Origin of the sequence: Sorangium sp. So ce887, assembly GCF_051521455.1 — a bacterium.
Lineage (GTDB): Bacteria > Myxococcota_A > Polyangia > Polyangiales > Polyangiaceae > Sorangium.
Genome location: NZ_CP150354.1, coordinates 6,698,659 through 6,721,643 on the forward strand (window position 1 = coordinate 6,698,659; position 22,985 = coordinate 6,721,643).

Below are 22,985 nucleotides of genomic sequence, written 5' to 3' on the forward strand. Positions count from 1 at the left end.
CCCCGGCGGGCGGCGTGGGGCTCGCCCGCTTCCGCCCCGATTCGGCACCTCCTGGCATCCCACGCATCACGTGCGCTGGCCGGCGCATCCGCTGCGTCCCGAGCTGCTCCTCGCGGCGTGCTGGCGCGGAGACGGCGAGAGGCACGCTCCTTGCGTCTCGATCACGAACACACACGAGGACATCTCAGGGGAGAAAGCCATGGAATCGAATTCTTCGAGCATTTCGAGCGACACGAGGCCGTTCAACGTCCTTGCGGCCGTGGATCTCTCTCCCGCGAGCCGGGGCGTGCTCCTCCGCGCGCTGTGGCTGGCGAACGCGGAGGAGACGGGCGGCGAGGTACACGTGGTGTCCGTGGCGGACAGCCAGCCGGAGATGCTGAGCTTGCAGGGCCTCGCCCGGACCTCGAGCGCCGCGGACGCCGCGCAGCGGCTCCAGGAGCTCGCGACAAGCGTCGTCAACGAGTTCGCCGTGCCGTCGCGGCCCGCGCACGTCGAGCGCGTGGTCACGCACCTCCTCACGGGCGATCCGGCCCGGGAGATCGTCTGGCTCGCGGCGCACGTCGACGCGGATCTCATCGTGATGGGCACGCACGGGCGCACCGGCGTGAAGCGCGTCCTGCTCGGCTCGGTCGCCGAGCGCGTCGTGCGGACCGCGGGGTGCCCTGTCTGCGTCGTGCGCGACAAGCACCACGACGACTCCTGGCGCGTGCCGGAGATCGAGCCGCCCTGCCCGGATTGCCTCGCGGCGCGCAACCGGAGCGGCGGAGCGAACCTGTGGTGCGAGCGCCACCAGGGCCATCTCCACACGCACGTTTACTCCGGTGCCGAGACGACGCGGACGGTGCGGCGCGCGATGAGGCCCTGGGGGTTCTCGACCTGACGTTGCGTGAGGCGACGTTACGTGCCGGCGAAAGGCAGATCTGGAGCACCGTTCGCCCGCTCTGCCAGCGCCAGGCGAAAGGCGCAGGCAGAGCCCGAGCCCGACCTGAGCTGAACGCTCGCCGCGCCCGCGGCCCCGAGCGCCATGGTGCTTCACGTCGCGCCGACGAGCGCGCGAGCGAGCTCGCGCAGGAGCGCAGCCCCGTCGCCCTCGTACGCCCGGCCGTGCATGCAGGCGAGCATGCGGGGGGACGTGGCCGCGAGCTTCTCGAGGAGCTGGGGCGCATCGCGGCCGTGTGCGTAATAATCCATCGCCCGGCGCATGGCCTCGCTCGGCTCGAGGATGTCGTCGCGCGTAAGCGCGGGGTGGTCGGCGCCGGGCTGCGTGAAGAGATCGCCACAGAGCAGCGTGGCGGTGGACTCCTCGAACAGGTAGCCGCACTCCCAGCCGTGCGGCAGGTGGGGCGCGTCGAGCCAGCGCACCCGCCGCCCGCCCAGATCGAGGACCTCGCCGTCCTGGAGCGCCCGCGGCGCGCGGTCGAACATGTCCGCGTCGACCATCGCGGCGATCCGCCCGCACACCGGCACCGCCTGCGGGGCGGCGTCGAGCAGCTCGTTCATGGCGCCGCACTCGTCCGACTCGCAGTGGGAGAACGCCACGTAACGAAGCCGCTCGACCGGCATCACCCGCGCGATCGCCGCGCGCACCGCCGGGAAGAGGCGGCGCGAGCCGGTGTGGAAGAGCAGCGGCGCGTCGTCGACAAGGAGATACTGGTTGAACGAGAACGCCGCATTGCCGGTCCCCACCGGGGTGTGGAGCTGGTAAATCCCATCAGCCACCTCGGTGACCCGAGCCTCCATCGACGAATCCGTCATCTGCTCCTCCTCTCTCTCAAGCCGCGCCAGGCGCCGTTCCGCACCTGCCACCGATCGCGCCGCCGCGCGCAGGCTGCAAGCGCAGGCATGAATCCGCCGACGCGGTGTGTGTGGGATGCCGTCGCGAAGAACAGTTCAGCAGGAAATCATTTGTAAGGGAACGTGATATTTTCTCGTGTCGGCCCGACTTGCTTCCATGATGCGAATTGAAAACCAGATGAAAGGACGCCGCGCGGGGCTCGCTGTCGAAAATCCAGGAGCCGTGAACGCCGCCGGGCCGGCCGGCAGGTCAGGGCGAGAGCCGCCCGGCGAGGTAAGCCAGGGCGAGCGGATACCTGTACTCGATGGCCTTGTGCGTCGCGTCGAACAGCTCGAAGCGCACGTCGGTCACGCCGATGCCGGCGAGCGCACGGCGGAACGCCTCGGCGCCCAGATCGAGATAATACTCGTCGCGGGTGCCAGAGTCGATGTAGATGGCCCTCAGGCTCCGCAGGGCGTCCGCGTGCCTGGGCACCATCCGGACCGGATCCCAGGCCAGCCAGCGCTCCCAGACCTCCGGGATCAACGCGCCCGTGCTCGTATCCATCGGCAGGCGCACGGCGCCGTCCGGGTCGGCCGAGTAGCACGCGGCCATGCAATAGGTGTCGAGGAGCTCCGCGTCCGAGTCGTTCGCCAGGGCGGGGCGGCCGCGGAAATCGGCCCAGAAGCGCTCGAACGAGCCCTGATAGCGATCGCGCAGCGTGCGCGCGACCGTCCGGAACTCGGGCAGGTAGCAGACCTCGAACAGCGCGTCGCCCGCGTGCGTGGCGAGGCCGCCCCAGAGATCGGGCCGCAGCATGGGGGTGACCATGGCGCCGTAACCGCCGCTCGACTTGCCGGCGACGCCGCGGTGCTCGCGGCGCGCCAGGGTGCGGTAGGTGCTGTCGACCCAGGGGACGATCTCGTCGCAAAGATACGTGTGGTACCGGCCCGTGGCCGGCGAGTCGATGAACTGGCTGCCGCCGAGGCTCGTCCAGCAGTCGACCCAGACCACGATGCACGGCGGCGCGCCGCCCCCGGCGAAGAGCTCGTCCACGAGCTCCGGGAAGGTCTTGCGGAACGGCATGCGGTTCCTCCACATATCGAGCTGGCCGGTGAGGCCCTGGAGCATGTACACGGAAGGGTACCGACGGTCGGGCGCGTCGTCGTAACCGGGCGGCAGATAGACCCAGAGGGGCCGCTCGCTGGGGTCGCCGAGCGCGTTTCCCTCCAGCGCTCTGCTCGAAAACACGTGCTCGCGGAGGGCGCCTTTCCATCCGATCGACCAGGGTTGCATGGCCGCGGAGGATAGCCTGGATCGATGAGGCGCGGGAGCGCGGTGCGCGCCGTCACGCGATGGTTCGGCGGACCGCTGACCGCGAGCGCCGCCCGGCCGCGCTCGTCGTCGCGGCGCTCCGTTGATGTCGGCTGCCTGACGCTCGCCCGGTGCGACGCTGGACAGCACGGCGCCGCTCGGGAACACTCCGTCGTATGCGCAACGAGGGGGACGAGGACCGCGTTCAGCTGGCTCGCCGCGTGGAGGCGATGGAGCGCGAAATGGAAGCGTTGCGGGCGGACGCGCGCAGGTGGCGGGCGCTGATGGCGGCGCGCTGCCTCAGCGTGTCGACCCACCGCCCCGTCGGCAGGACGCAGCAGGTCAATCCCGGATGGGAGGCGCTCTGGCGGGCCCCGGCCGAGGTCTTCTTGCAAATGAACTACAACATGCTGGAGGACCCGCAGCTCGTCGAGAACGGCATCATGCCGCACGTCGAGCGGTTCTTCCGCGGCGAGGAGGTCACGATACCGCCGATCAGCTACGATACCGACGCTGTCGAGGAGCTCACGGGCAGGGCCGGCGGATCCGTGTGGGTCTGCTCCTTCGGCGTGCCGGTGCGCGACGCCGAGGACGGCTTCGAGGGCGTGATGATCCAGTTCGCTGTCCCGGAGGCGGCCGAGATCCAGCACAAGTACGAGGCCCTGATCGAGGATCAGCGGGCGCTCCAGGCGTCGCTGGAGGCGCGGAACCGGGAGCTCGAGGAGACGGTGCGGCTGATCGCGGCGCAGCGGGACGCGATCCAGGCGATGAGCGTCCCGGTGATCCGCGTCGCGGACGGCGTGCTCTGCCTCCCCATCGTGGGCATGATCGACGACGTGCGGGCCGGCGCGCTCCTGGAGCGCTTGCTCGAGGCGATCGCCGCGCAGCAGGCGGCGGAGGTGCTGCTCGACATCACCGGCGTGCCGGCGCTCGACGCCCGGGCCGCCGCGCAGCTCGTCAGGGCGGCCTCCGCGGCGCGGCTCCTCGGCGCGTCTTGCACGCTCGTGGGCGTCTCGCCCGCGCTGGCGCGGACCCTTGTCGAGCTCGACATCGAGCTCGGCGGCCTCGACACCGCGGCGACGCTGGCCGAAGGGCTGACCCGGGCCCTCTCCGGCCGCCGCGGGGCGGCTCAAAGGCGCACGGTAGCCGCGACGCGCGCGCCGGCGCCGGAGCGAGACCCACGGGGAGAGGCGCCGCGGTCGGGAGCAAAGGCCCTTGGAGAGGCTCCTCCCCGCAGGCGGTGAGCGCTCCTCCAGCTACGACGAGCAGTGCGGCGGGCGGACTTCTGTGCTGCTGTCCACCACGAAGCCTCCGGCAGATCGCCTGATGACGAGGTAGGTGGGCGTGCTGCTCATGTACTCGGCGAGCGCCGGCGGCGCCGGGATCCGAGCGGTCCATAGCCACGCGGGGGCGTGCGGCGGCGTGGCGCAACCGGACACGTCGGCGAGCTCGATGCGCTCCGCGGCACGGGCGCGCTGCAGGCGCAGGTGCTGAGCCCTCAGCCCGGGCGAGCCGCTCGCCGCGGACCTGGCTTCGGTCCAGGGCTTCTCGAGCCAGGCATCGACGAACGACTCGAGGTCGCTCGGCACATCGGCCAGCGGGCACGGTGAGGCGTCGAGCACCGCGCTCACGCGGGCGGGCTGCCCGCGGGGCTGCCGGACGACGACGAAGGCCTCTCGGCTCCACGCCTGCGGCGGATCGTGCTCCGCGTGGAGCTCAAGACCGAAGACCCACGCGCGCTCTCCAGCGCGGGGCTCGCACGCCCGGACGGCGCCGTACTGCCAGCGGACCCCCTCGGCGTCGAGCGCCCGCAGCAGCGCCGTCGCCCGCGTCCCTGCGAGCTCGGTCGGGTTCTCCAGCCTGTCTCGATACGCCGGCACGCCGAGCCAGCGCTCGACGAGCTCATAGGGCACGGCGCTGTCGTCGTTGCTCCGCAACCACCGCTCGCAGAGCCGCTCGCGCTCGCGGTCCGCCGCCGGCGATTCGCCTGGATAGCCATCGCGACAGCGGACGAATCGATTCACGTCGTAGGCCGACGTGGAAGCGTCGTACTTGCCGTCGTACTCGATCACCATGCGCCCGCCGAAGCCATCCACGGGATGGAGCCGCCAGAAGCCGAGACGTAGATCCGAAAAGCCGTGCTTCCTCGTCGGAAGCGGGCGCAGTCGCGCGGGCAAATCGGCCACCACCCGCAGGCAGCGCGGGTATTCCTCCTTCACCAGCAGCCGCGTGCCGGGATTCATGAAGCCCGGTTGGTACTCGACCCGGACGTCCCGCTTGCCGTCGGCGTTCAGATCCAGATCGGTGTCCACCGTGAACGGGAACTGGCCGTCCCAATCGTGAATACCGCGGGTCGCGAGGTCCGTCGGACAGGCGCGATCGGCGAGCTCGCTGATCCGGTACGCGAACCCATCGATGCCTGGAGGCACGCCTGACTCGGTGTACTGCGCCGAGCGAACCCGGCCCCGCAGGGCATACCTGCCCGGCGCGAGCTCCACCGACAGCGCCGGGCCACACGCCAGCACGTCCCCTGGGCCGGTATCGGACATCGCCTGCACGCTGATCAGCGCGCGCGTCGTCGTCAGCTCCGGCGACGGGAACGGCCCCGTGCTGGCCCACAGCCGCAGGGGCTTCGGCACCTCGATCACCCAGAGCGGCGGATTCGCGGCGTCCGCCGCCATGGCCTCGCAGCCGAGCTCGGCCTCCGTGCGCGCCGGCGTGAGCGGCTCGGGTCGCGCGGCGTACTCTCCAAGCTGCCATTCGAGCACGGGGACCGCAGCCGCGCCGCGAGACGGCGTGACAGCCACGACCGCATCGAGAGGCGACGCTCTCTCTGCCCCAGGCGCAGCCGCGCTCGGAGCGGCCGCTTCAGCCGGCCCGAGCGCTCCGGCTTTTCGTGGGATCTGCGAGGGAGCGCTCGCTGCCGGCCCGCACGCGCACAGGCTGAGCCCAAGAGCGACCAGATTCCGGCCCAGACGCGGCCCGAACGTGCCCGGAGCCGGACTCCCCTCTCGAAGACGCTCGCCACCGTTCATGCTGCGGCGCGCGCCAGCAACCCGCGTGCCGTACGCCGCATCCCGTCGGCGCCGTTTCTTTCATGATTCGCGCACCGGAACCGTCGCCGTCGGGACACAGCGACCGTGGGCGTCGAGACGCGCTCGGCGTCGACGGGGGCCATGGAGACAGCCTCTGCGACCTGCCGCGCGCCTGGCCGGCGATCCCGCGTCACCGTCAGGCCGAAGGGTCGTCCACCTTCCGCCGCGGCGCCCCCGGCGCGCCGAGCAGAGCCGCTGCGACACTTCCGCGCGGTACCTGAGGGGCTGAGACCGGACTGCCGCACTGCACATCTCGACGGACGGTTGACGCGGGAGGGAACCCTGCCGACCATGCAGGGATGCCCTTGCCTCATCGATATTTCGCGCTCGTCGCTCTGCCCGCTGCGACTGCCGCGCTGAGCGCGGGGTGCAGCTTCCCCGACGCCGTCTTCACCGAGCAGGCGAGCTCTGGTGGCGGCGGCGCGGGCGCCTCCGCGGTGTCGGACGCGGCGGGTGGCGGGGGCGCGGCGGCGTCCGGCGGCGGCGGGAGCGGCGGGGCGCTCTCGACCTCGAGCGGCGGCGGGGCGACATCGGGCGCGGGCGGGAGCGGCGGCGGGATCGTCGACTGCGACGCGGACAAGGACGGCTATCCGTCGATCACGTGCGACGGCGGCACCGATTGCGACGACGACCATGCGCAGGTCCACCCCGACCAGCCGAATACGTTCCATGACACGCCTGTCCGCCCCGGGGGCGGCTTCGATTATGACTGCAGCGGTCATGACGAGCCGCAGATCCCCGCGGTCCGCTGCGAGTCCGGCGGGCCCTGTCAGGACGCATCCAACGTGTACCTGCTGGAGGACGTCGCGTGCGGTGAGCCAGGCCCCGTCGGCAGCTGCAATCTCCTCTGCCAGCAGCGCGTCACGTATCGCGGGCTCAAGAGGGCCTGCCATTGAGGCCACCAGCGGACCAGGATGTCGTGATCGCGCGAGGGGGGCCCATGAGGCCGGTCTCGAGCGCCCAACCTTGTCTCGTCGCCCGCCCAGCGCCCTGCCGTTCTACCGCGGGCGCTTGACGACCGTCGGCAGGACGGCAGGGAGCAGGGCGGATCGTACAGGTTTCATCGGCTTGATAGCTCGGCCGAGGGCGGGCTCAAGCTTCAACCCGCTCCTCTGCTTCCCATCGCCCGATCGGCGCGTGCGCGATGATCGTCAGCTCGTTTCCCTCGATCGTGTAGTCCATGTCGAGCCCGCCCTCGGCCCGGACGCGCGCGAGGCCCAGGCCCGAGATCCCCTCGATCATCGCCGTCTCCGTGATGAGCTGGTCGTAGTGCTTCACCGGGTCGCTCGCGGCTTTCAGCGCGATGAGCTGCCTCTCGACCTCGCGCAGGCGCTCGGGCGACGCCTCGTTCCGCGCGCGGATCTTCATGACCTGCGAGCTCTGGTCCTCCTCCAGCGCGAGCTCGAGGCTCACGCGAGAGCCGGAGGAGTACTTGGTGATGTTCTCGGCGAGCTCGTGCGCGGCCATGTAGAACCGCGAGCTCACATTCGCGTCGTCCAGCACCTGGCCGCAAAAGCTGGACACCAGCCGCAAGACCGCCGTGGACAGCCGCTCGTTCGGGAAGAACGTCACGCAGAGGAACAAAGAAGCACTCTGCGCCTGCTTGGGTGTTAACACGATCCGTGATTCTAGGGCGTTTCCCTCGCGGCGCCAACCACAACTTCCACAACAACTTCCGTTCTCACTCTCACTCCCGTTCCCCTCCACCTCCCCTATTCCCCTCCCCTATTCCCCTCCCCCTCTACCTACCCTATTCCCCTCCACCTCCCCATCCGGCGACTGCGTATCCGCGCGATCCCGACACGGCCCCCGGTGCGCCTCGGGCGCACGACGTCGCCGCCTTGCGGACACATCCTCAGCGGCGCCCGCACAAGGAGGTGACGTGCGCCCTGAAATCGCCGTACCGCATCGCACACCGCGAGCGCCCGTCATCGGTTGTTCTGCGGGGCAGGCGGCTCGCGCACGCCTCGTCTCTGCCGCGCCTGATGGCCCGGCGCTTCCGCCCGAACATTCCGCCTGGGTCGTCCAGACGAGGCGCGACATCGTCGCGGTGAGTCGCTAGCATCGCCTCGGGGTATCACCGATGTCGCGGTTCAGCGGCATCGTCTCGACGCGCGCTTGTCGCGGACGAACCGAGGAGAACTGCCGTGAAACATCACAAGGGTCTCTGGAAGCTCGCGTGTGCAGCGTTCGCCATGCTGTCGATGGCGTGGATCGCAGGCTGCGATCAGGGAGGTGGGGGCGAGGTCGTCGACAACGGCAACAGCAAGGTCAGCCAAAACACGGCCAAGGTCGTCAAGCTGGCGTTCGTGACGAGCGGCTCCAGCGAGTTCTGGAAGATCGCGCTGGCCGGCGTCCACAAGTACGAGCAAGAGGCCAAGATTCAAGTTGACATCAAGATGCCGCCCAACGGCACACCCGAGGAGCAGAACCAGATCCTCGAGAGCCTCGCCAGCCAGGGCTACGACGCCATCGGCGTGACCGTCCTCGCGCCGAACGATCAGGTGGCCGTGCTCAACAAGGTCGCCGAGAAGGTCAAGCTGATCACGTTCGACTCCGACGCTCCGAAGTCGAACCGGCTGCTCTACATCGGCACGAACAACTACGAGGCCGGCAAGGCGCTCGGCAACGAGATCGTGAAGCTCCTGCCGAACGGCGGGAAGATGGCCGTCTTCGTCGGCATGTTCGCCGTCGACAACGCCACCCAGCGCCTCAAGGGCATCCACGACGCGGTCACCCCCCACAACATCCAGATCGTCGACAAGCGCGAGGACAACGGCGATCGCGCCAAGGCGCGCGCGAACGTGGAGGACATCCTCAACGCCCACCCGGACCTCAACGTCGCGACGGGCCTCTGGTCGTACAACGGGCCGGCCATCGTCGCCGCCGTCGAGGCGCTCGGGAAGAAAGGCAAGGTCATCCCGGCCGTGTTCGATGAAGAGGACGCGACGCTCAGCGGCATCGAGAACGACACCGTCGCCTGCACCGTCGTGCAGAAGCCGTTCCAGTTCGGTTACCTGTCGAGCAAGTGGATGCACGACCTCGCCACCAAGGGCGACGCGGCCATCGCCGCCATTCCCCCGAACAAGATGGTCGACACCGGCGTCGACGTGATCAACAAGCAAAACGTCACGGACTTCAAGGCCAGGCTCGTCGAGCTGAAGAAGTAGCCCGTCCCCCGGCGGCTCGAGCGACGGCCACCTCCGCGCTCGAGCGCTCGCTCCTGCGGATGACGCTCACCCCCGATTCTCCCCCCGTCCCCCTGCTCGCGATGCGCGGGATCGTCAAGCGCTTCCCGGGCGTCACCGCGCTGGCCGGCGTCTCTCTCTCCCTGCGCGCCGGCGAGGTGCTCGCGGTCGTGGGAGAGAACGGCGCGGGCAAGAGCACGCTCATGAAGATCCTCGGCGGGGCGTGCGCCCCCGACGAGGGGCAGATCGTCATCGACGGGGCGCCCGTCGCGCTGCGCGGGGTGCGCGAGGCCAGGCGCCTCGGCGTCGCGCTGATCCATCAGGAGCTGATGCTCGCGCCGAACCTCGATATCGCCGCGAACATCTTCCTCGGCAACGAGGGGTCGAGCGGCCGCCTGCTGGTCCCGCTGCGGCGCGAGGAGCTGAGCACGAGGGCGGCGGCGCTGATGAGGCGCGTCGGCCTCTCGCTGCCACAGGCCACGCCCGTCTCGGCGCTCACCGCGGGGCAGATGCAGATGGTCGAGATCGCCAAGGCGCTCTCGGTGAACGCGCGGATCATCATCATGGACGAGCCGACGTCATCGCTCACCGCGGGCGAGTCGCGGGAGCTCTTCGCGATCGTCCGCAAGCTCCGCGAAGGCGGGATCGGCATCATCTACATCTCCCACCGCATGGACGACGTGATGAGCCTCGCCGACCGGATCGCCGTGCTGCGCGACGGCAGGCACGTCGGCGACCTCCCGCGGGCCGAGGCGACGCACGACAGGATCGTCACGATGATGGTCGGGCGGGAGCTCAGCGGACGCTACTTCCCGGAGAAGCGCGAGCGCCCGCCGCGCGAGCCCGTGCTCGTGGTGAGCGACCTCCTCGTGCCCGGCGCCCCCGCGGGCGTGAGCTTCACCGCGCTCGCCGGGGAGGTCCTCGGGTTCGCGGGGCTCGTCGGCTCGGGGCGCACCGAGCTGATGCAGGCGATCTTCGGGGCGACCCGGGCGCTCGGCGGCGCGATGACGCTCGGGGGAGCGCCCTACCTGCCGCGCTCGACGCGCGACGCCATCGACCGCGGCGTGTGCCTCGCGCCCGAGGATCGCAAGCGGCACGGGCTCGTGCTCCCGATGACGCTCGTCGAGAACACGTCGCTGCCGAGCCTCGCCCGCTACAGCCGCTGGGGGTGGCTCCGCCGCGAGGCCGAGCGCCGCGCGGCGCGCGACGAGGTCGCTCGGCTCCGCATCAAGACGCCGACGCTCGACCAGCGGGCGGTGAACCTCTCCGGCGGCAACCAGCAGAAGGTCGTCCTCGGGAAATGGCTGTCGATGAGCCCCCGCATCCTCATCCTGGACGAGCCGACCCGGGGCATCGACGTGGGCACCAAGGCCGAGATCTACCGGCACATGGCCGCGCTGGTCGACGAGGGGATGACCCTCCTGATGGTCAGCTCCGACATGGAGGAGATCCTCGGCATGAGCGATCGCGTCGTCGTCATGCACGAGCGGCGGATCAGGGGCGTGCTCCCGCGCGAGGGGCTGACCCAGGAGCGCATCGCCGCGGTGATGACGGGGAGCGCGGAAGTCACGGGAGTCACGGGAGTCACGGGAGTCACGGGAGGCGAGGTGGCGGTATGAAGCGTGAGCTGGGTATGAGCCTCGTGCTCGTCGTGATGTGCGCGGGGCTCTGGATCTCGAACCCCGACTTCCTCGGACAGTCCAACGTCGTCAACACCGCCCGGCAGATCTCGATGCTCGGCATCTTCGCCCTGGGCATGGGGCTCGTCATCATCACCGGCGGCATCGACCTGTCGATCGGCTCGGTCATCGGCCTCACGGGCGTCCTGCTCGCCAAGCTCTCGTCGTCCGGGATGGGGTGCCTCGGCTACCCGCTCTGGGTCGGCGTGCCGGTGGCGCTCGCCGCCGCGGTGCTTGTGGGGCTCGCGCAGGGGCTCCTGATCACGCGGCTCAAGCTGCAGCCGTTCGTCGTCACGCTCGGCGGCATGCTGCTCGTCCGCGGCCTGTCGCAGGCGGTGGCGGAGGGCGGCACGCTGAGCTTCGGCGACTCGCCGTTCCTCCGCCTCGCCAACGGCGGGCTCCTGCACGTCGGCGGCGACGCGCTGATCCCTTACCCGGTCGTCATCTTCCTCGCCGTCCTCGCGGCCGGCGCCTACGTCCTGCATTTCACCGTGCTCGGGCGCTACATGTTCGCGCTCGGCGGCAACCGCGAGGCCGCCGAGTACTCGGGCATCAACGTGAACCGGGTGGAGGTCCTCACGTACGTCATCTCGTCGGCGACGGGCGGCATCGCCGGCGTCTGCTACGCGTCCTACATCGGCCAGATGTCGCAGCAGGTCGGCATGGGCTACGAGCTCTACGCGATCGCCGGCGCCGTGCTCGGCGGCTGCTCGCTGCGCGGCGGCGAGGGCAGCGCGCTCGGGATCCTCATCGGCGCGGCGATCATGCGGGTCATCGACAACGGCATCAACATGTTCCAGGTCCGCTACAGCGACGGCGGCGTCCGGCGCATCTGGCGCCTCGACCCGAACTGGACGTTCATCATCATCGGCGCGGTCATCCTCGTCGCGGTCGTCTTCGACCAGGTTGTGCACATCGTCCAGGAGCAGCGGCGCGTGCGGCGCACCGCCGCGGCGAGCGCCGCGCCGCCGAGCTCGCTCGAGGCGCCCCCCACCGCCGGCGCCGGGTAGCCGCCCGCCGGGATCAGCCGCGCGTCGCCGTGCGGCGGCGCGCCCTCGCGAGCGCGTAGCGGAAGCCGCGCGCCAGGTTCGCCTGCGTCACCATCGCGCCGACGTCCAGGCCCTGAGCGACCATCATCTGCGCGGCCTCCGGCCTCATGCCGACGAGCACCGCCTCGGCGCCGAGCAGCGCGGCCGCCTGCGCCGCCTTCACGAGCTGCGACGCCGCCGACGCGTCCACGACCGCCATCCCGGTGACGTCGATCAGCACGACGCGCGCGCGCTGAGCGTCGATCGCGCGGAGCATCGACTCGATGAAGTCGCCGGAGCGCTCGGCGTCCATGACGCCCACCACGGGCATCACCAGGATGCCGTCCGCGATCGGCACGACGGGGCTCGAGAGCTGGCGGATCGTCTGGAGCATCGCCGCCTGCTGCTCGTTGGCGCGCTCGAGCGCCGCGCTCCGCTCGGAGATGCGGCGGAACAGCCGGGCGTTCTCGACGCCGACCGCCACCGTGCCGGCGACGCGGACCAGGAATGACACGTCGCCCTGCCGGCACGCTCCGCTGTGACGGCTGCTCAGGACGAGGGCGCCCAGGACGGTGCCCCGGACCTGCAGGGGCAAGGCGACGGCGGTGCGCGCACCGGCGTGGGTAGGAGGCAGGGCGGCGTCCGCGCGCGCCTCGCCCTCGGCAGGATCGATCACGAGCGGGCTGCCCGCCTCGATCGCGCGGGCCACGAGAGAGCCCGCCGGGATCGAGACCTGGTCCTCGATGACGGAGCGCGAGGGGGGCGGGAACCCGATCAGCAGGATCTCCAGCGCAGGAGCGACCGACGGGCCCCGACCGCCCTGCCCGACGGCGACGCGGCGGGCCGCGTCGAGCGTGAGATAGTCGCTCAGCGTCGTGGACCACGGCGTCCGCTCGAGGGTGACGCAATCGACGCCGGTGTGGACGACGCGCGAGGGCGGCAGCTCGGCGAGGGTCGGCTCGATGCCCTGCGTGATCATCCGGTGGATGACCTCGACGGCGCGGAAGCCCATGTCGTGCTCGCGCTGGACGATCGTCGCGTGGATCGCGCCCTGCCGGAGCAGGGCGACCGTGCCGGCCATGAGATCGAACCCGACGACCTTCAGCTCTCCGGCCCTGCCGAGGGCCCGCGCCGAGAGCCCCCAGGACGGCCCGTTGTCGGCGGCGGCCCCGAAGGCGCCGGCCACGTCGGGCCGCGCCTCGAGCGCCGCCGTCGCGAGCCGCGTGCCGGCCGCCAGATCCCAGTCGCACGCGAGGGTCGGCAGCACCGTGAGGTTCGACCCGCGGGCCGCCGCGCAGAAGCCCTCGACGCGCTCGCGGACGCCCAGCGCGAGCTCCACGGCGCCGAGGGCCGCGACGACGCCGCCGCCCGGGAGCAGCCGCTTCATCATCTCGGCCGCCAGCCTGCCCGACGCCACGTTGTCCGTCCCGATGTAGAGCGGCGCCCGGCTGCCCGGGATCGGCGGCGTGTCGATCACGACGACCGGGATGGCCACCTCCGCTGCCTGCCGGAACGCCTCCTCCGCGCTCTCGGGGTCGGCGGGCGCGATGAGGATGCCGGACACCCGCCGGCGGATCGCCTCGTCGAGCAGGGCGCGCTGCGAGCCCTCGCCCTGGCCGCCGTGGCCGGTCCGGTAGTCCACGGTGACGCCCAGGGGCCGCGCGGCGCTGTCGGCGCCGGCGCGGATGTTCTGCCAGTAGGTCGTCGGCTCCGACGCCGGCGCCCGGTACACGCGGGCGCGGCGGTCGCCCCGGCCAGGCGCGAGGCTGTCTTCCTCGAGCAGCCACAGCTCGACGGTGCTCCAGTCCGGATCGAGCTGCACGCTCTTGATACCGTGAGCGATGGTCTCGATGAGGTCGTGCAGCTCGACGGTCGTGCCCACCGCGTTCAACAGCTTCTCGAAGAGGCGGATCTCCTGCGCCGAGCTCGCCTTGTCGTCATAGAGCCGGTGGCGCTCCAGCGCGTCGCCAGCGCTGTCCGCGAGGACCTCGATCGTGGCGAGGCGCGCCTCGTCCGGAGGCTCCCGGGTCGCCTGCTCGACGGCGAGGTAGCCGACCGGCTCACCGTACATCTGGATGGGCGCGACGAGCATGCCGGCCCCCTCCGGGACGGCGCCGCCGATCCCGAGCGCGAAGGGCAGGTACGCCCGGTACCACGCGCGCGCATCGACGACGTAGCTCCCGCGCACGGCCTCGGGCGTCGCGTGGGCGAGCGCGGCCCCGTCGCCGGCGAGCACCGGCGCGACCGGCATGTGCAAACCGTGTCCAGGAGGCGCGTCGAACCCGACCAGCGCGCGCGCCACGAAGCGGTCGCCCTCGCGGAGGAGCAGGCTGCCGCGCGGCGCGCGCGAGAGGATGGCCATGGCCCGCCGCACGATCTGCTGCAGGACGGCGAGGAGGTCGGGCACCTTGAGCATGCTGGCGTACCGAGGAGCCGTAACGAGGCGCGCTGAGCTGGTTTACAAGGCGCGAAACGCCTTGCCTCTTTCAAGATCGCTCTCTGCCTCGCGACGACCGCAGCATGGATCTCGCCTGAATCCGATCAAGCTTCAACTGGTTCGCGCTTTATCCAATCAGAGAGCTCCGTAGCCGGAATAGACATAGAGGGCTGGCTGCCACTGTCGCCCGCTCCGCCCAGGAACACGTACGGGCCGCCGCGAGGGATGTACTCCGGGATCTGGTAACTGCTCGCTCCAACGAGCGATGTCGTCGACGGCGTCGACGTGGAGATCGTGATGGCCCCGTCCCACGTGAGGAGACAGCCTCGCACGAGCGCTTCATCGCCCTGAGCCAGGGCCCCGCCGGCTGCGAGGCCGCATGAAGGGCCACCTCGGCTCAGGGCGGCTGGCAGGAGACGCGGTGGATCGGCGCCTCGTCCCCCTCGCCGATCGTCACGTAGTCCCACCCGCCGGGCACCCAGGCGATCGCCTCCCCCTGGTCCTCGTCGGCCGCCGGCATCTCGCAGGGCGGCCCGGCCAGCGCCTGCGCCACGGTCTGGTCCCGCGCCATCGGATAGAAGAAGACGTGCGAGTACGTGCGGAGCAGCACGCCGGCGCCGTCCGGGTGCACGTCGCCGCCCGTGAATTGCGGCTTGCCCACGGGCGCCGTGATCGGGCCCGCGCCGGTGAGCGTCGCCGGCCGGCCGGCGGCGGGTCGCGCCAATAGCTCGTAGATGCGGGCGCTGTCCTTCTTCTTCTTCTTCACCTTCGTCACCACCGTGAACGCGCCGGTGACCGGGTGGACCAGCAGCGTCTCCGCGTTGTGGCTCCCGTCGGGGTACGCGAGCGAGATCGCCTCCGCGGACAGCGCGCGCGGCGCTCCCCCGAGCGCGTCCGGCTCCCTCACCTCGTAGAGCGCATAGCCGTCGCGCTCCCGGTCGTTGTCGCCGATGTCCCCGAAGAACAGGCAGCTCCCCCCGCCTGCGCCGCACGGACCCCGCGCGACGCCCTCCCAGTCGACCGCGGTCGCGCCCGCCACCCCGAACTCGCCCCGCGGCGCGCCGTCAAGCCCGATCGCAAAGAAGCGCGGGGCATCGCCCGAGTCGTTGTGGAGGTACAGCGCGTCCGCGTGCATCGCAGAGGCGACCACACCGGAGCACTCGTCGAGATCGCCCTTCGGCAGCGCGCCGACCCGCGCGACCCCGCCGCAGCGGGGGCAGCCCGAGGTCCGCACCGCCACGCCCGCCGGCGGCCCCGCGCCCCGGCAGCCCGCGGCGAGCAGCGCCAGCGCGAGCGCGGGCTGCAGGAGCCACCGGACTGTAGCTTTGCGACTCCAATGCAACGCGCGGGGATACCGCGGCGATATCGAGGGCTTGTGCAGAATTCCGCTTGCGGACATCCGGTGAAATTTATGTCATCATGGCGTACATACAGTAACAATTTCGCGCCGCCGCGGTGGCGCGACCCACGTGGCCCTGACGATCGAGGAGGCCGCCATCCTGGACGTCATCGAGAGATACGAGTTCAAATATCTGGTCCCGGAGCGGCTCGTACCGGCGATCCGGGAAACAGCGTGCGCTGTCGGCCGGAGGGACCGGTACGCGAACGAGGACGGCTCGTACCGCATCCGCTCGCTCTACTTTGACACGCGCGGGTTCGACCTCTTCTGGGCGAACACCCGTGAGCAGCGGGACCGCTTCAAGCTGCGGGTGCGCACCTACCCCGGCAAGAAGAGCCCGGTCTTCCTCGAGGTGAAGCGGCGCGTGCAGGACGTGATCATCAAGTCGCGCGCGTGCGTGCCTGCGGACGATTGGCGGGAGCTGATCGAGCACCACCACCCCGCCGCGCTGGAGCGGCTCGCGCCGGGTCCGCGGAAATACGCGGAGCGGTTCATCAGCGCGTTCCACCGCCACGATCTCCGGCCCGTGGTGATCGTCGACTACGAGCGCGAGGCCTACGAGAGCACCCTCGACAAGTACGCGCGCATCACGTTCGACCGGAGGGTCGTCTGCCAGCGCAGGGAAGTGCTGGATCTCGACGCGCCCGCCGGGAGGTGGCGCCCTGTCGACCACCCCGTCCAGACGCAAACGCACGAGCCCGTCTGCGTCCTGGAGCTCAAGTTCGAGCGCAGGCCGCCCGCGTGGATGGTGGCGCTCGTGCAGCGCCTCGAGCTCGTCCGACACTCGTTCTCCAAGTACTGCTACAGCGTCAACGCGCAGCTGACGCTCCCGGAGGCGCGCGCGGCCCGGATCGAGGGAGGGCCGCAGCTATGATGGACTGGCTGACGACGGTCTCGCAAGGCGGGACCGTCGAGTGGCGCAGGGCGCTCATCGCTCTCCTCGTCGCCTTCGGGCTCACGCAGGGCATCGCCGGCGTCTACATGCTCACGTTCCGCGGCCTCTCGTACTCGCGGACCATCGTCCAGAGCATGGCGCTGGGCAGCATCATCACGTGCACGCTGATGCTCGCCGTCGGCAACAACATCGCGGCCGGCATCGGGATCGCGGGGGGCGTCAGCGCGATCCGGTTCCGCACCACGATGCGCGATCCGCGCGACGTCGTGTTCGTCTTCGCGTCGCTCGCCATCGGCATGGCGAGCGGCGCGCAGGCCTACGGCGCGGCGATCGCCGGGGCGGGGATGTTCGCCGGCGCGACGCTGATGCTCCACGTCACCGGCTACGGGTCGCGCCGCCAGCCGGACGGGCTGCTCCGGTTCGTCGCGCCGTCCGGGCCGGCGGGCGCGGACCTCGGCGGCGCGATCGCGGGCGTCCTCCGCGAGCACTGCGGCTCCTTCTCGCTCGTGACCCTGCGCGAGGCGGCGCAGGGCGCCGTCATGGAGCACGCCTACCAGATCAGCGTGCGCCACCCCGACCTGCGGGTGCGCCTCGTGACGAGCCTTCAAGCGCTCCCCGGAGTGGAGGACGTGAGTCTGATGCTCCAGGAGCCGACGCTGGACCTCTAGTGATGCATCTCTGGCGAATCCGATCCGCGCTCTCCTCCGTAACCCCCGCGCTGACGATGCTGGGCACGCTCGGCCTCGCGGCGTGGCTGCGCTTCTCCGGCGCCCCGACCGGCGGGATCTTCGCGTTCGCGCAGGCCGACGTCGAGATGGTCGCCGCGATCGAGGTCGGGCGGGTGGCCTCGATCGAGGTCGACGTCGGGGACGAGGTGGCGCCGGGTCAGGTGCTCGTCGCGCTCGACAGCGGCGCGATCGACGCTGAGCTCGCCGTGGCGCGCGCCGAGGTGGAGCGCCTCCGGGCGCTGATCCCCGCGGAGCACGCGCGGCTCGATCTGGAGCTCGAGGCGGGCGTCGAGGACCTGAAGCTCGAGCTCGCGCGCGAGGTCGAGGAGCAGCGCATCGCGAGCGCCGAGGGCCAGGTGCTGGCCAGCGAGATCTCCCGGGTGAAGCGGCTGATCGAGGACAAGCAGGCGAGCCTCGACGTCCTGGGCTCGCTCGACGTGCAGCGCGCGGGCATCGACGCGATCGCGACCGAGAAGCCCCGCACCATCCAGCTCCTCCGCGCGCAGATCGCGGTGGCCGGAGAGCGCCGGAAGAAGCTCCTCCAGCAGGCGAGCCCGGAGACGGCGAAGATCGAGGCGGACCTCGCGATGGCGAGGCGGAGCGCCGAGCAGCTCGAGGTGCTGCGCGCCCAGCAGACGCTGCGCGCGACGCACGGCGGGCGCGTCTCGGCGGTGCGCAAGCGGCCTGGCGACGTCGCCGTGCCGGGCGACCCGATCGTGGAGATCGCCAACGCGCGCGGGCAGATCATCGCCTGCCTCCCGGACCACTCGGTGCTCCACGTCGAGGCGGGCGACACCGCGACGCTCTGGGCGCGCGGCGGGACCGGGCGGCCGCTCACGGGCAGAGCCGTCACGGTCGGGGCGATGGTGACGCAGCTGCCGCTCCGCTGCTGGACGGACCTGAACCTGCCGGTGTGGGGCCGCGAGGTCACGATCGCGCTCGATCACCCGGTCGATCTGCTCGCCGGCCAGCCGTTCGATGTCGCCTTCGAGCGCTCGAGCAGCGCGCCCGCCGCGCCGCCGGCCCCCGGCCCGCCGGCCGCCCCCGTGGCGAAGGCCGCGCCCGCGGCGGCGCCGCCGGCCGGGGCCGCCGACGCGCTCCGCATGACGGTCCCGGCGGCGTTGCGGCAGCGGACGCGCTTCGAGCCGTCCGGCATCCTGCCCCGCCCGACGGAGGCGCGGTACCTCCTCGTCAGCGACGACACGGGCCACAAGGACGAGAAGGACGAGGGCGTGCCCTGGCTGTTCGCGATGTCCGCGGCCGGCGCCGTCGATCCGGAGCCGGTGCCGGTGAACGGCGTGAAGGAGCTCGCGGACATCGAGTCGATCACCGCGGGCGACGGGGGCGACGTGTACCTGCTCTCGTCGCAGGGCTACAGCGCGAAGGGCAAGCGCAAGAAGGCGCGCACCGCGCTGCTCCGGCTGAAGCCGGACGGCCGCGGCTTCCGCGTCGACGCCGAGGCCCACCTCGCGGAGCTGCTCGACGCCGCGGGCCCCGCGGCCCTCGCGCAGCTCGGGCTCCCTGGCGGCACGCGCCCGCTCGAGATCGAGGGCATGGCCTACCGCGACGGCGCGCTCTACTTCGGGCTCAAGTCGCCGCTCGACGCCGAGGGCAACGCGCTGATCTGGAAGCTCGGCGCGCCGCGCGCGCTCTTCGAGGCGCGGGGCCTCGATGGCGCCGGCCTCTCGCTCTGGGCGCGCGCGCGCGTCGACGTCGAGCTCGACGGCGCGCCCACGCCGGGGGGGATCTCCGATCTGTGCTTCCTCCCGGACGGCTCGCTCGCGATCGCCTCGACCCCGTCCACCGCCGACGGCGCCGCGGGGTCGCTCTTCCACGTCCTCCGCCCCGAGGGCGGCGTCCTCTCGCCCAGCCTCGTGCGGCGCTTTCCCGGCCAGAAGCCGGAGGGGATCTCGCTCGCGCTGTCCCCGGGCAAGCTGATCGTCGTGTTCGACGCCGGCGCCGAGGCGCCTTTCTTCCTCGAGATGCCGTGGCAGGGCTGAGCGGCGCAGGGCGGCGCCGGCCCGGCCCGGAGAGATCCCCACGAAGGCCGTAAGGCATGAAAATTACTTATATTTTCACCCTGCTTCGCCGCCTCTCTGCGCGCGCGGCAGCGCGGCCCGCCGCGCCGGTGCTGTCGTCCATCGCGTGCCTCTCGCTCGTGGCCTGCGCGGCGCCCGCGCAGCTCGAGGGGTCGGAGCGCGCGATCGCGCTCTACCGCGAGGCGCGCGCCGCGAAGGCGCAGGCGCGCGCGCGCACGGGTCTCGCGGCGGGGCGCAGCGCCGCGCCGCGCGAGCTGAGCGCGGACGAGGCGGTCGCCATGGCCAGGGAGCAGAGCGGGACGGTCGCGTCGATGAGGGCGCGCGAGGTCACGGCCCGGGCGGCGATCGACGCCGCGTCGGCGGGCACCTACCGGAACCCGGAGATCCGCGTCTCGCAGCTGCGCCTCGATCAGGTGCTCGACCGCGAGCCGCGCTTCTCGGCGGGCGTCCGCATTCGCCCTCCCCGGCCCGGTGAGGCCGGCGCGGCCGCGGACGTCGCGCGCGCGGACGTGGACGTCGCGCGCGCGGAGACACGCGTCGCGGAGCTCGAGCTCGAGGCCGAGGTCCGCTGGATGTTCGACGAGGTGCTGCTGCTCGACGCCGAGCTCGAGGCGCTCGGGGCGGTCGCCGCGACGCGCCGCCGCCTCGCGGACCAGGAGCGGGCGCGGGTCGCCGTAGCGCAGGTGACCGCCGTCGACGAGGCGATGGCGGCGCTGGCGGCCGCGGTGGCCGAGGAGGACGGCGCGGCGCCGCGCGCGCGCCGCGAGGTCGTGCTCGCGGCGCTGCTCGATCGTGTCGGGCTCGACCCCGCCGCGCCGGTGCGCCTCGTGGGCGAGCCGCTCGCGACCGCGCCGCTCGTCCCCCTCGCGTCCGAGGACGCGCTGATCGAGGCCGCGCTGAGGAACCGCCCGGAGATCGCGCTCGCGGCCGCCGAGCTCGACGCCGCCGGCGCGGAGGGCGCGCTGGCGCGCACGCTGCGCTGGCCGTGGTTCTCGTTCGTCGAGTTCGGCTACGAGTTCTCGCCCGCGACGCGCGACCCGATGGGCTGGACGTTCGAGGCCGGGATCGAGCTGCCGCTCTTCGACACGCACGCGAGCGAGGTCGCCGCCGCGGACGCCGGGGCGGTCGCGGCGCAGCGCACGCTCGCCGCCGAGGTCCAGCGGGTCGCGCGCGAGGTGCGCGATCGGCTCCGGGAGGCGCGCGCGGCGGGGGCGCTGGTCGAGGAGTTCAGGGCGCGCGCGCTCCCGGCCGTCGAGCGCGCCGGGGTCGAGGTCGCGCGCGCGCTCGACAGCCGCCAGATCGACGGGGTGCGCGCGCTCGGCCTGGAGGAGCGGGGCGCCGCCGCGCGGGTCAAGCTCCTGCGGCTCGTGCGCGAGTACCGGACGGCGCTGGCCGAGCTGCGCCTCGTGGTCGGCGGCCCGCTGGACGCGAGCAGGCCGGCGGACCGGCGCTGAGCTCCGGGGCTCCGGCCCTCCTGTTCCAGGGACAGCGCGCACTTCCAGCATGGACCTGGCCGGCTTGACGCGGAATCGCAGGGAGTCGAGCCTCGCGGCATGCGGAAGCCGTGGTGGGTGGGCGTGCTTGCCTCCGTTGCGTTCGCGCCGGCTTGTGGGAACCGGATCGACGTTCTCTTCCAGGAACCCCCGGCGGACGGAGGCGAGGGCGGATCGACGGCAGGAGTTGGTGGAGCCGGCGGAGCCGGCGGCACGGGACCCAGCTCGGGCGGCCCAGCGAGCGTCACGGGCACGGGGGGCGCCGAGCAGGGGTGCGATCCGAGCCGCGTGTACAAGGGCTCTCGGAGTGTCATTCACCGGGAGGATCTCGAGGACCTGCGCGGCGTAACCGTGCTCGATGGCACGCTCTACATCAGCGGCGACGTCTCCGACCTGTCCCCGCTTGCGTGTCTAACGACCGTCACGGGCCTGCTCCAGATCATCGACGCTCCGCGGTTGTCCAAGCTGGACGGTCTCGGCTCCCTCTCCTCCATCGGGTCGCAGCTGGTGGTGAGGCGGAACTCCTCGCTGCTCCGCCTCAGCGGGCTCCGGAGCCTGCGAGAGGTCGAGGGAGGTATCCTGATCAGTGAAAACCCGCTCCTCGAGAGCGTCGCCGGCGTCGGGGTGAACGCCCCCGAGTGGCGCGTTGTCGACAACGATTCACTCGAATCCTTGTCAGGCCTCGAAGACGTCCAGGAGGGGGTACTCTGGATCGAGGGCAATGACCAGCTCGCGACGCTGGGCGGGCTGCGCAACCTGCGCCGGGGGGAGCTCAGCCTTGTCGACAACGACGCCCTGACCAGCCTCGCGGGCCTCGGCGCCGTCGAGGATCTCACGGAGCTCCTCATCTCCGAGAGCGACGAGCTCGTCAGCTTGAAAGGCATCGATCGGCTCACGATCGTCCAGGAGCTCACGTTGCGGGAGAATCGGCAGCTGAGCTCGCTGCAAGGCCTCGACGGCCTCGTTCACGCGAAGGCCATCGACATCTCGTTGAACGAGCGGCTCGTGGACCTGACCGGGCTCACAGCGCTCGAGACCGTCGACGTCCTCCTCGTCAGCGGCAATTCAGCCATGGTCAGCCTGGACGGCCTGCCCTCGCTCCGCGGTCTCCTGCGAGCCTCTGTCGAATCGAACCCCGAGCTGGTGAGCGCCGACGCCTTCGCGCGCGTTCGCTCGGACCTGGCCGACCCGCCGTCGTTTTACTTCTCGAGCAACCCCAGGCTCACCACCCTAGATCTCGGCGATGTAACACTCCTGAAGGAGCTGTTCGTCACCGAGTGTGGCTCCCTCTCGGACCTATCCGGGTTCGCCGGCATTCCTGAGATCTCAGTCCTCGCCGTGGGCCAGAACTCCGGACTCGTGAGCCTCACGGGACTCGAGCAGCTCTCGGAGGTCTATCGGCTGGAGATCATCGACAATCCTCGGCTCACGAGTCTCCAGGCCCTGAGCGGTCTCCGCAACATACGAAACGGGCTCGACATCTCCGGTAACCCCGCCCTCACCAGCCTCGACGGGCTCGGTTCGTTCAGCGAGGGAAACGGCGTGACCGAGATAGTGACGCTGGAAGGCAACGAAACACTCGTCGACATCGATGCTTTGCGCGGCCTGAGATCCGCGAACCAGCTCACAATTCAGGACAATGACGCATTGCTCGGGCTGACCGGACTCGAGGACCTGACGGAGCTCGATAGTCTCATCGTCAAGGGGAACCGGTCGCTCGCGACGCTGCGCGGCCTGGGAGCTCGATCGGTCAGTGGCGGGGTGGAGATCCTGGGCAACGAGAGCTTGCCGAGCTGCGAGATCGAGGCGTTCGTGGACCGCCTCGACTGGCCGCCCTCCAGCGTGCTCGACGAGGACAACGGCACCGGCACCTGCTCGCCCTGAGCTCGGTCAGCACGGTCAGCACGGTCAGCTCG

Annotated in this window: 17 protein-coding genes; 11 read left to right on the forward strand and 6 right to left on the reverse strand. The window is 71.4% G+C overall.

All coding sequences use genetic code 11. The annotated features are described in order from the left end of the window. Nucleotides 1-199 precede the first annotated feature (199 nt). Nucleotides 200-880 (forward strand): universal stress protein, encoded by a 681-nt coding sequence (locus tag WMF36_RS24685; protein WP_437573195.1) that lies wholly within the window; start codon nucleotides 200-202, stop codon nucleotides 878-880. Nucleotides 881-1,032: 152 nt separating this feature from the next. Here the strand turns inward: WMF36_RS24685 and WMF36_RS24690 are convergent, their stop codons facing one another. Next, a complete protein-coding gene (locus tag WMF36_RS24690) occupies nucleotides 1,033-1,755 on the reverse strand; it encodes an MBL fold metallo-hydrolase (protein ID WP_437573196.1) in 723 nt (240 codons plus the stop codon). A 289-nt stretch (nucleotides 1,756-2,044) separates the two neighbouring features. After that, on the reverse strand, nucleotides 2,045-3,070 hold the full coding sequence (locus tag WMF36_RS24695; protein WP_437573197.1) for an alpha/beta hydrolase: 1,026 nt from the start codon (nucleotides 3,068-3,070) through the stop codon (nucleotides 2,045-2,047). Nucleotides 3,071-3,330: 260 nt separating this feature from the next. Between WMF36_RS24695 and WMF36_RS24700 the strand changes: the two genes are divergently transcribed. Continuing rightward, nucleotides 3,331-4,332 carry an STAS domain-containing protein gene (locus tag WMF36_RS24700; protein WP_437573198.1) on the forward strand — a complete coding sequence of 334 codons (1,002 nt, stop codon included), beginning with the start codon at nucleotides 3,331-3,333 and terminating at the stop codon, nucleotides 4,330-4,332. Between the two features lie 12 nt (nucleotides 4,333-4,344). On the opposite strand, the gene WMF36_RS24705 is transcribed toward WMF36_RS24700, so the two are convergent. Further along, nucleotides 4,345-5,856 (reverse strand): hypothetical protein, encoded by a 1,512-nt coding sequence (locus WMF36_RS24705; protein WP_437573199.1) that lies wholly within the window; start codon nucleotides 5,854-5,856, stop codon nucleotides 4,345-4,347. 632 nt (nucleotides 5,857-6,488) lie between these two features. Here WMF36_RS24705 and WMF36_RS24710 point away from each other — a divergent pair. After that, nucleotides 6,489-7,079, forward strand: a complete 591-nt coding sequence (locus tag WMF36_RS24710) for a hypothetical protein (protein ID WP_437573200.1) — start codon at nucleotides 6,489-6,491, stop codon at nucleotides 7,077-7,079. A 196-nt stretch (nucleotides 7,080-7,275) separates the two neighbouring features. Here WMF36_RS24710 and WMF36_RS24715 read toward each other — a convergent pair whose 3' ends face one another. Further along, a complete protein-coding gene (locus WMF36_RS24715) occupies nucleotides 7,276-7,800 on the reverse strand; it encodes a hypothetical protein (RefSeq protein WP_437573201.1) in 525 nt (174 codons plus the stop codon). A 530-nt stretch (nucleotides 7,801-8,330) separates the two neighbouring features. On the opposite strand from WMF36_RS24715, the gene WMF36_RS24720 reads away from it, so the two are divergent. The 3 genes from WMF36_RS24720 to WMF36_RS24730 are packed head-to-tail and all read left to right on the forward strand — an operon-like array spanning nucleotide 8,331 to nucleotide 12,060. Then, nucleotides 8,331-9,353: a sugar-binding protein gene (locus WMF36_RS24720; protein WP_437573202.1), complete on the forward strand. Its 1,023-nt coding sequence runs from the start codon at nucleotides 8,331-8,333 to the stop codon at nucleotides 9,351-9,353. A gap of 59 nt (nucleotides 9,354-9,412) precedes the next feature. After that, complete coding sequence (locus WMF36_RS24725; RefSeq protein WP_437573203.1) at nucleotides 9,413-10,990, forward strand: sugar ABC transporter ATP-binding protein; 1,578 nt, start codon at nucleotides 9,413-9,415, stop codon at nucleotides 10,988-10,990. Next, nucleotides 10,987-12,060 carry an ABC transporter permease gene (locus WMF36_RS24730; RefSeq protein ID WP_437573204.1) on the forward strand — a complete coding sequence of 358 codons (1,074 nt, stop codon included), beginning with the start codon at nucleotides 10,987-10,989 and terminating at the stop codon, nucleotides 12,058-12,060. The genes WMF36_RS24725 and WMF36_RS24730 overlap by 4 nt, the downstream gene beginning before the upstream one ends. A gap of 13 nt (nucleotides 12,061-12,073) precedes the next feature. Here the strand turns inward: WMF36_RS24730 and WMF36_RS24735 are convergent, their stop codons facing one another. Beyond that, the gene (locus tag WMF36_RS24735) at nucleotides 12,074-14,494 is read right to left on the reverse strand and encodes a substrate-binding domain-containing protein (RefSeq protein WP_437573205.1); all 2,421 of its coding nucleotides are present in this window, start codon (nucleotides 14,492-14,494) and stop codon (nucleotides 12,074-12,076) included. A gap of 418 nt (nucleotides 14,495-14,912) precedes the next feature. Further along, nucleotides 14,913-15,857, reverse strand: coding sequence for a hypothetical protein (locus WMF36_RS24740; RefSeq protein ID WP_437573206.1), 945 nt, complete (start codon nucleotides 15,855-15,857; stop codon nucleotides 14,913-14,915). Between the two features lie 127 nt (nucleotides 15,858-15,984). On the opposite strand from WMF36_RS24740, the gene WMF36_RS24745 reads away from it, so the two are divergent. The 5 genes from WMF36_RS24745 (at nucleotide 15,985) to WMF36_RS24765 (ending at nucleotide 22,953) form a co-directional block, all read left to right on the forward strand. After that, the gene (locus WMF36_RS24745) at nucleotides 15,985-16,788 is read left to right on the forward strand and encodes a polyphosphate polymerase domain-containing protein (RefSeq protein ID WP_437573208.1); all 804 of its coding nucleotides are present in this window, start codon (nucleotides 15,985-15,987) and stop codon (nucleotides 16,786-16,788) included. Then, the gene (locus tag WMF36_RS24750; protein WP_437475831.1) at nucleotides 16,785-17,477 is read left to right on the forward strand and encodes a DUF4956 domain-containing protein; all 693 of its coding nucleotides are present in this window, start codon (nucleotides 16,785-16,787) and stop codon (nucleotides 17,475-17,477) included. The genes WMF36_RS24745 and WMF36_RS24750 overlap by 4 nt, the downstream gene beginning before the upstream one ends. A gap of 2 nt (nucleotides 17,478-17,479) precedes the next feature. Then, complete coding sequence (locus WMF36_RS24755) at nucleotides 17,480-19,537, forward strand: HlyD family secretion protein (RefSeq protein WP_437573209.1); 2,058 nt, start codon at nucleotides 17,480-17,482, stop codon at nucleotides 19,535-19,537. Nucleotides 19,538-19,593: 56 nt separating this feature from the next. Then, the gene (locus WMF36_RS24760; protein ID WP_437573210.1) at nucleotides 19,594-21,030 is read left to right on the forward strand and encodes a TolC family protein; all 1,437 of its coding nucleotides are present in this window, start codon (nucleotides 19,594-19,596) and stop codon (nucleotides 21,028-21,030) included. Nucleotides 21,031-21,357: 327 nt separating this feature from the next. Continuing rightward, nucleotides 21,358-22,953, forward strand: a complete 1,596-nt coding sequence (locus tag WMF36_RS24765) for a leucine-rich repeat domain-containing protein (RefSeq protein ID WP_437573211.1) — start codon at nucleotides 21,358-21,360, stop codon at nucleotides 22,951-22,953. Nucleotides 22,954-22,985 lie beyond the last annotated feature (32 nt).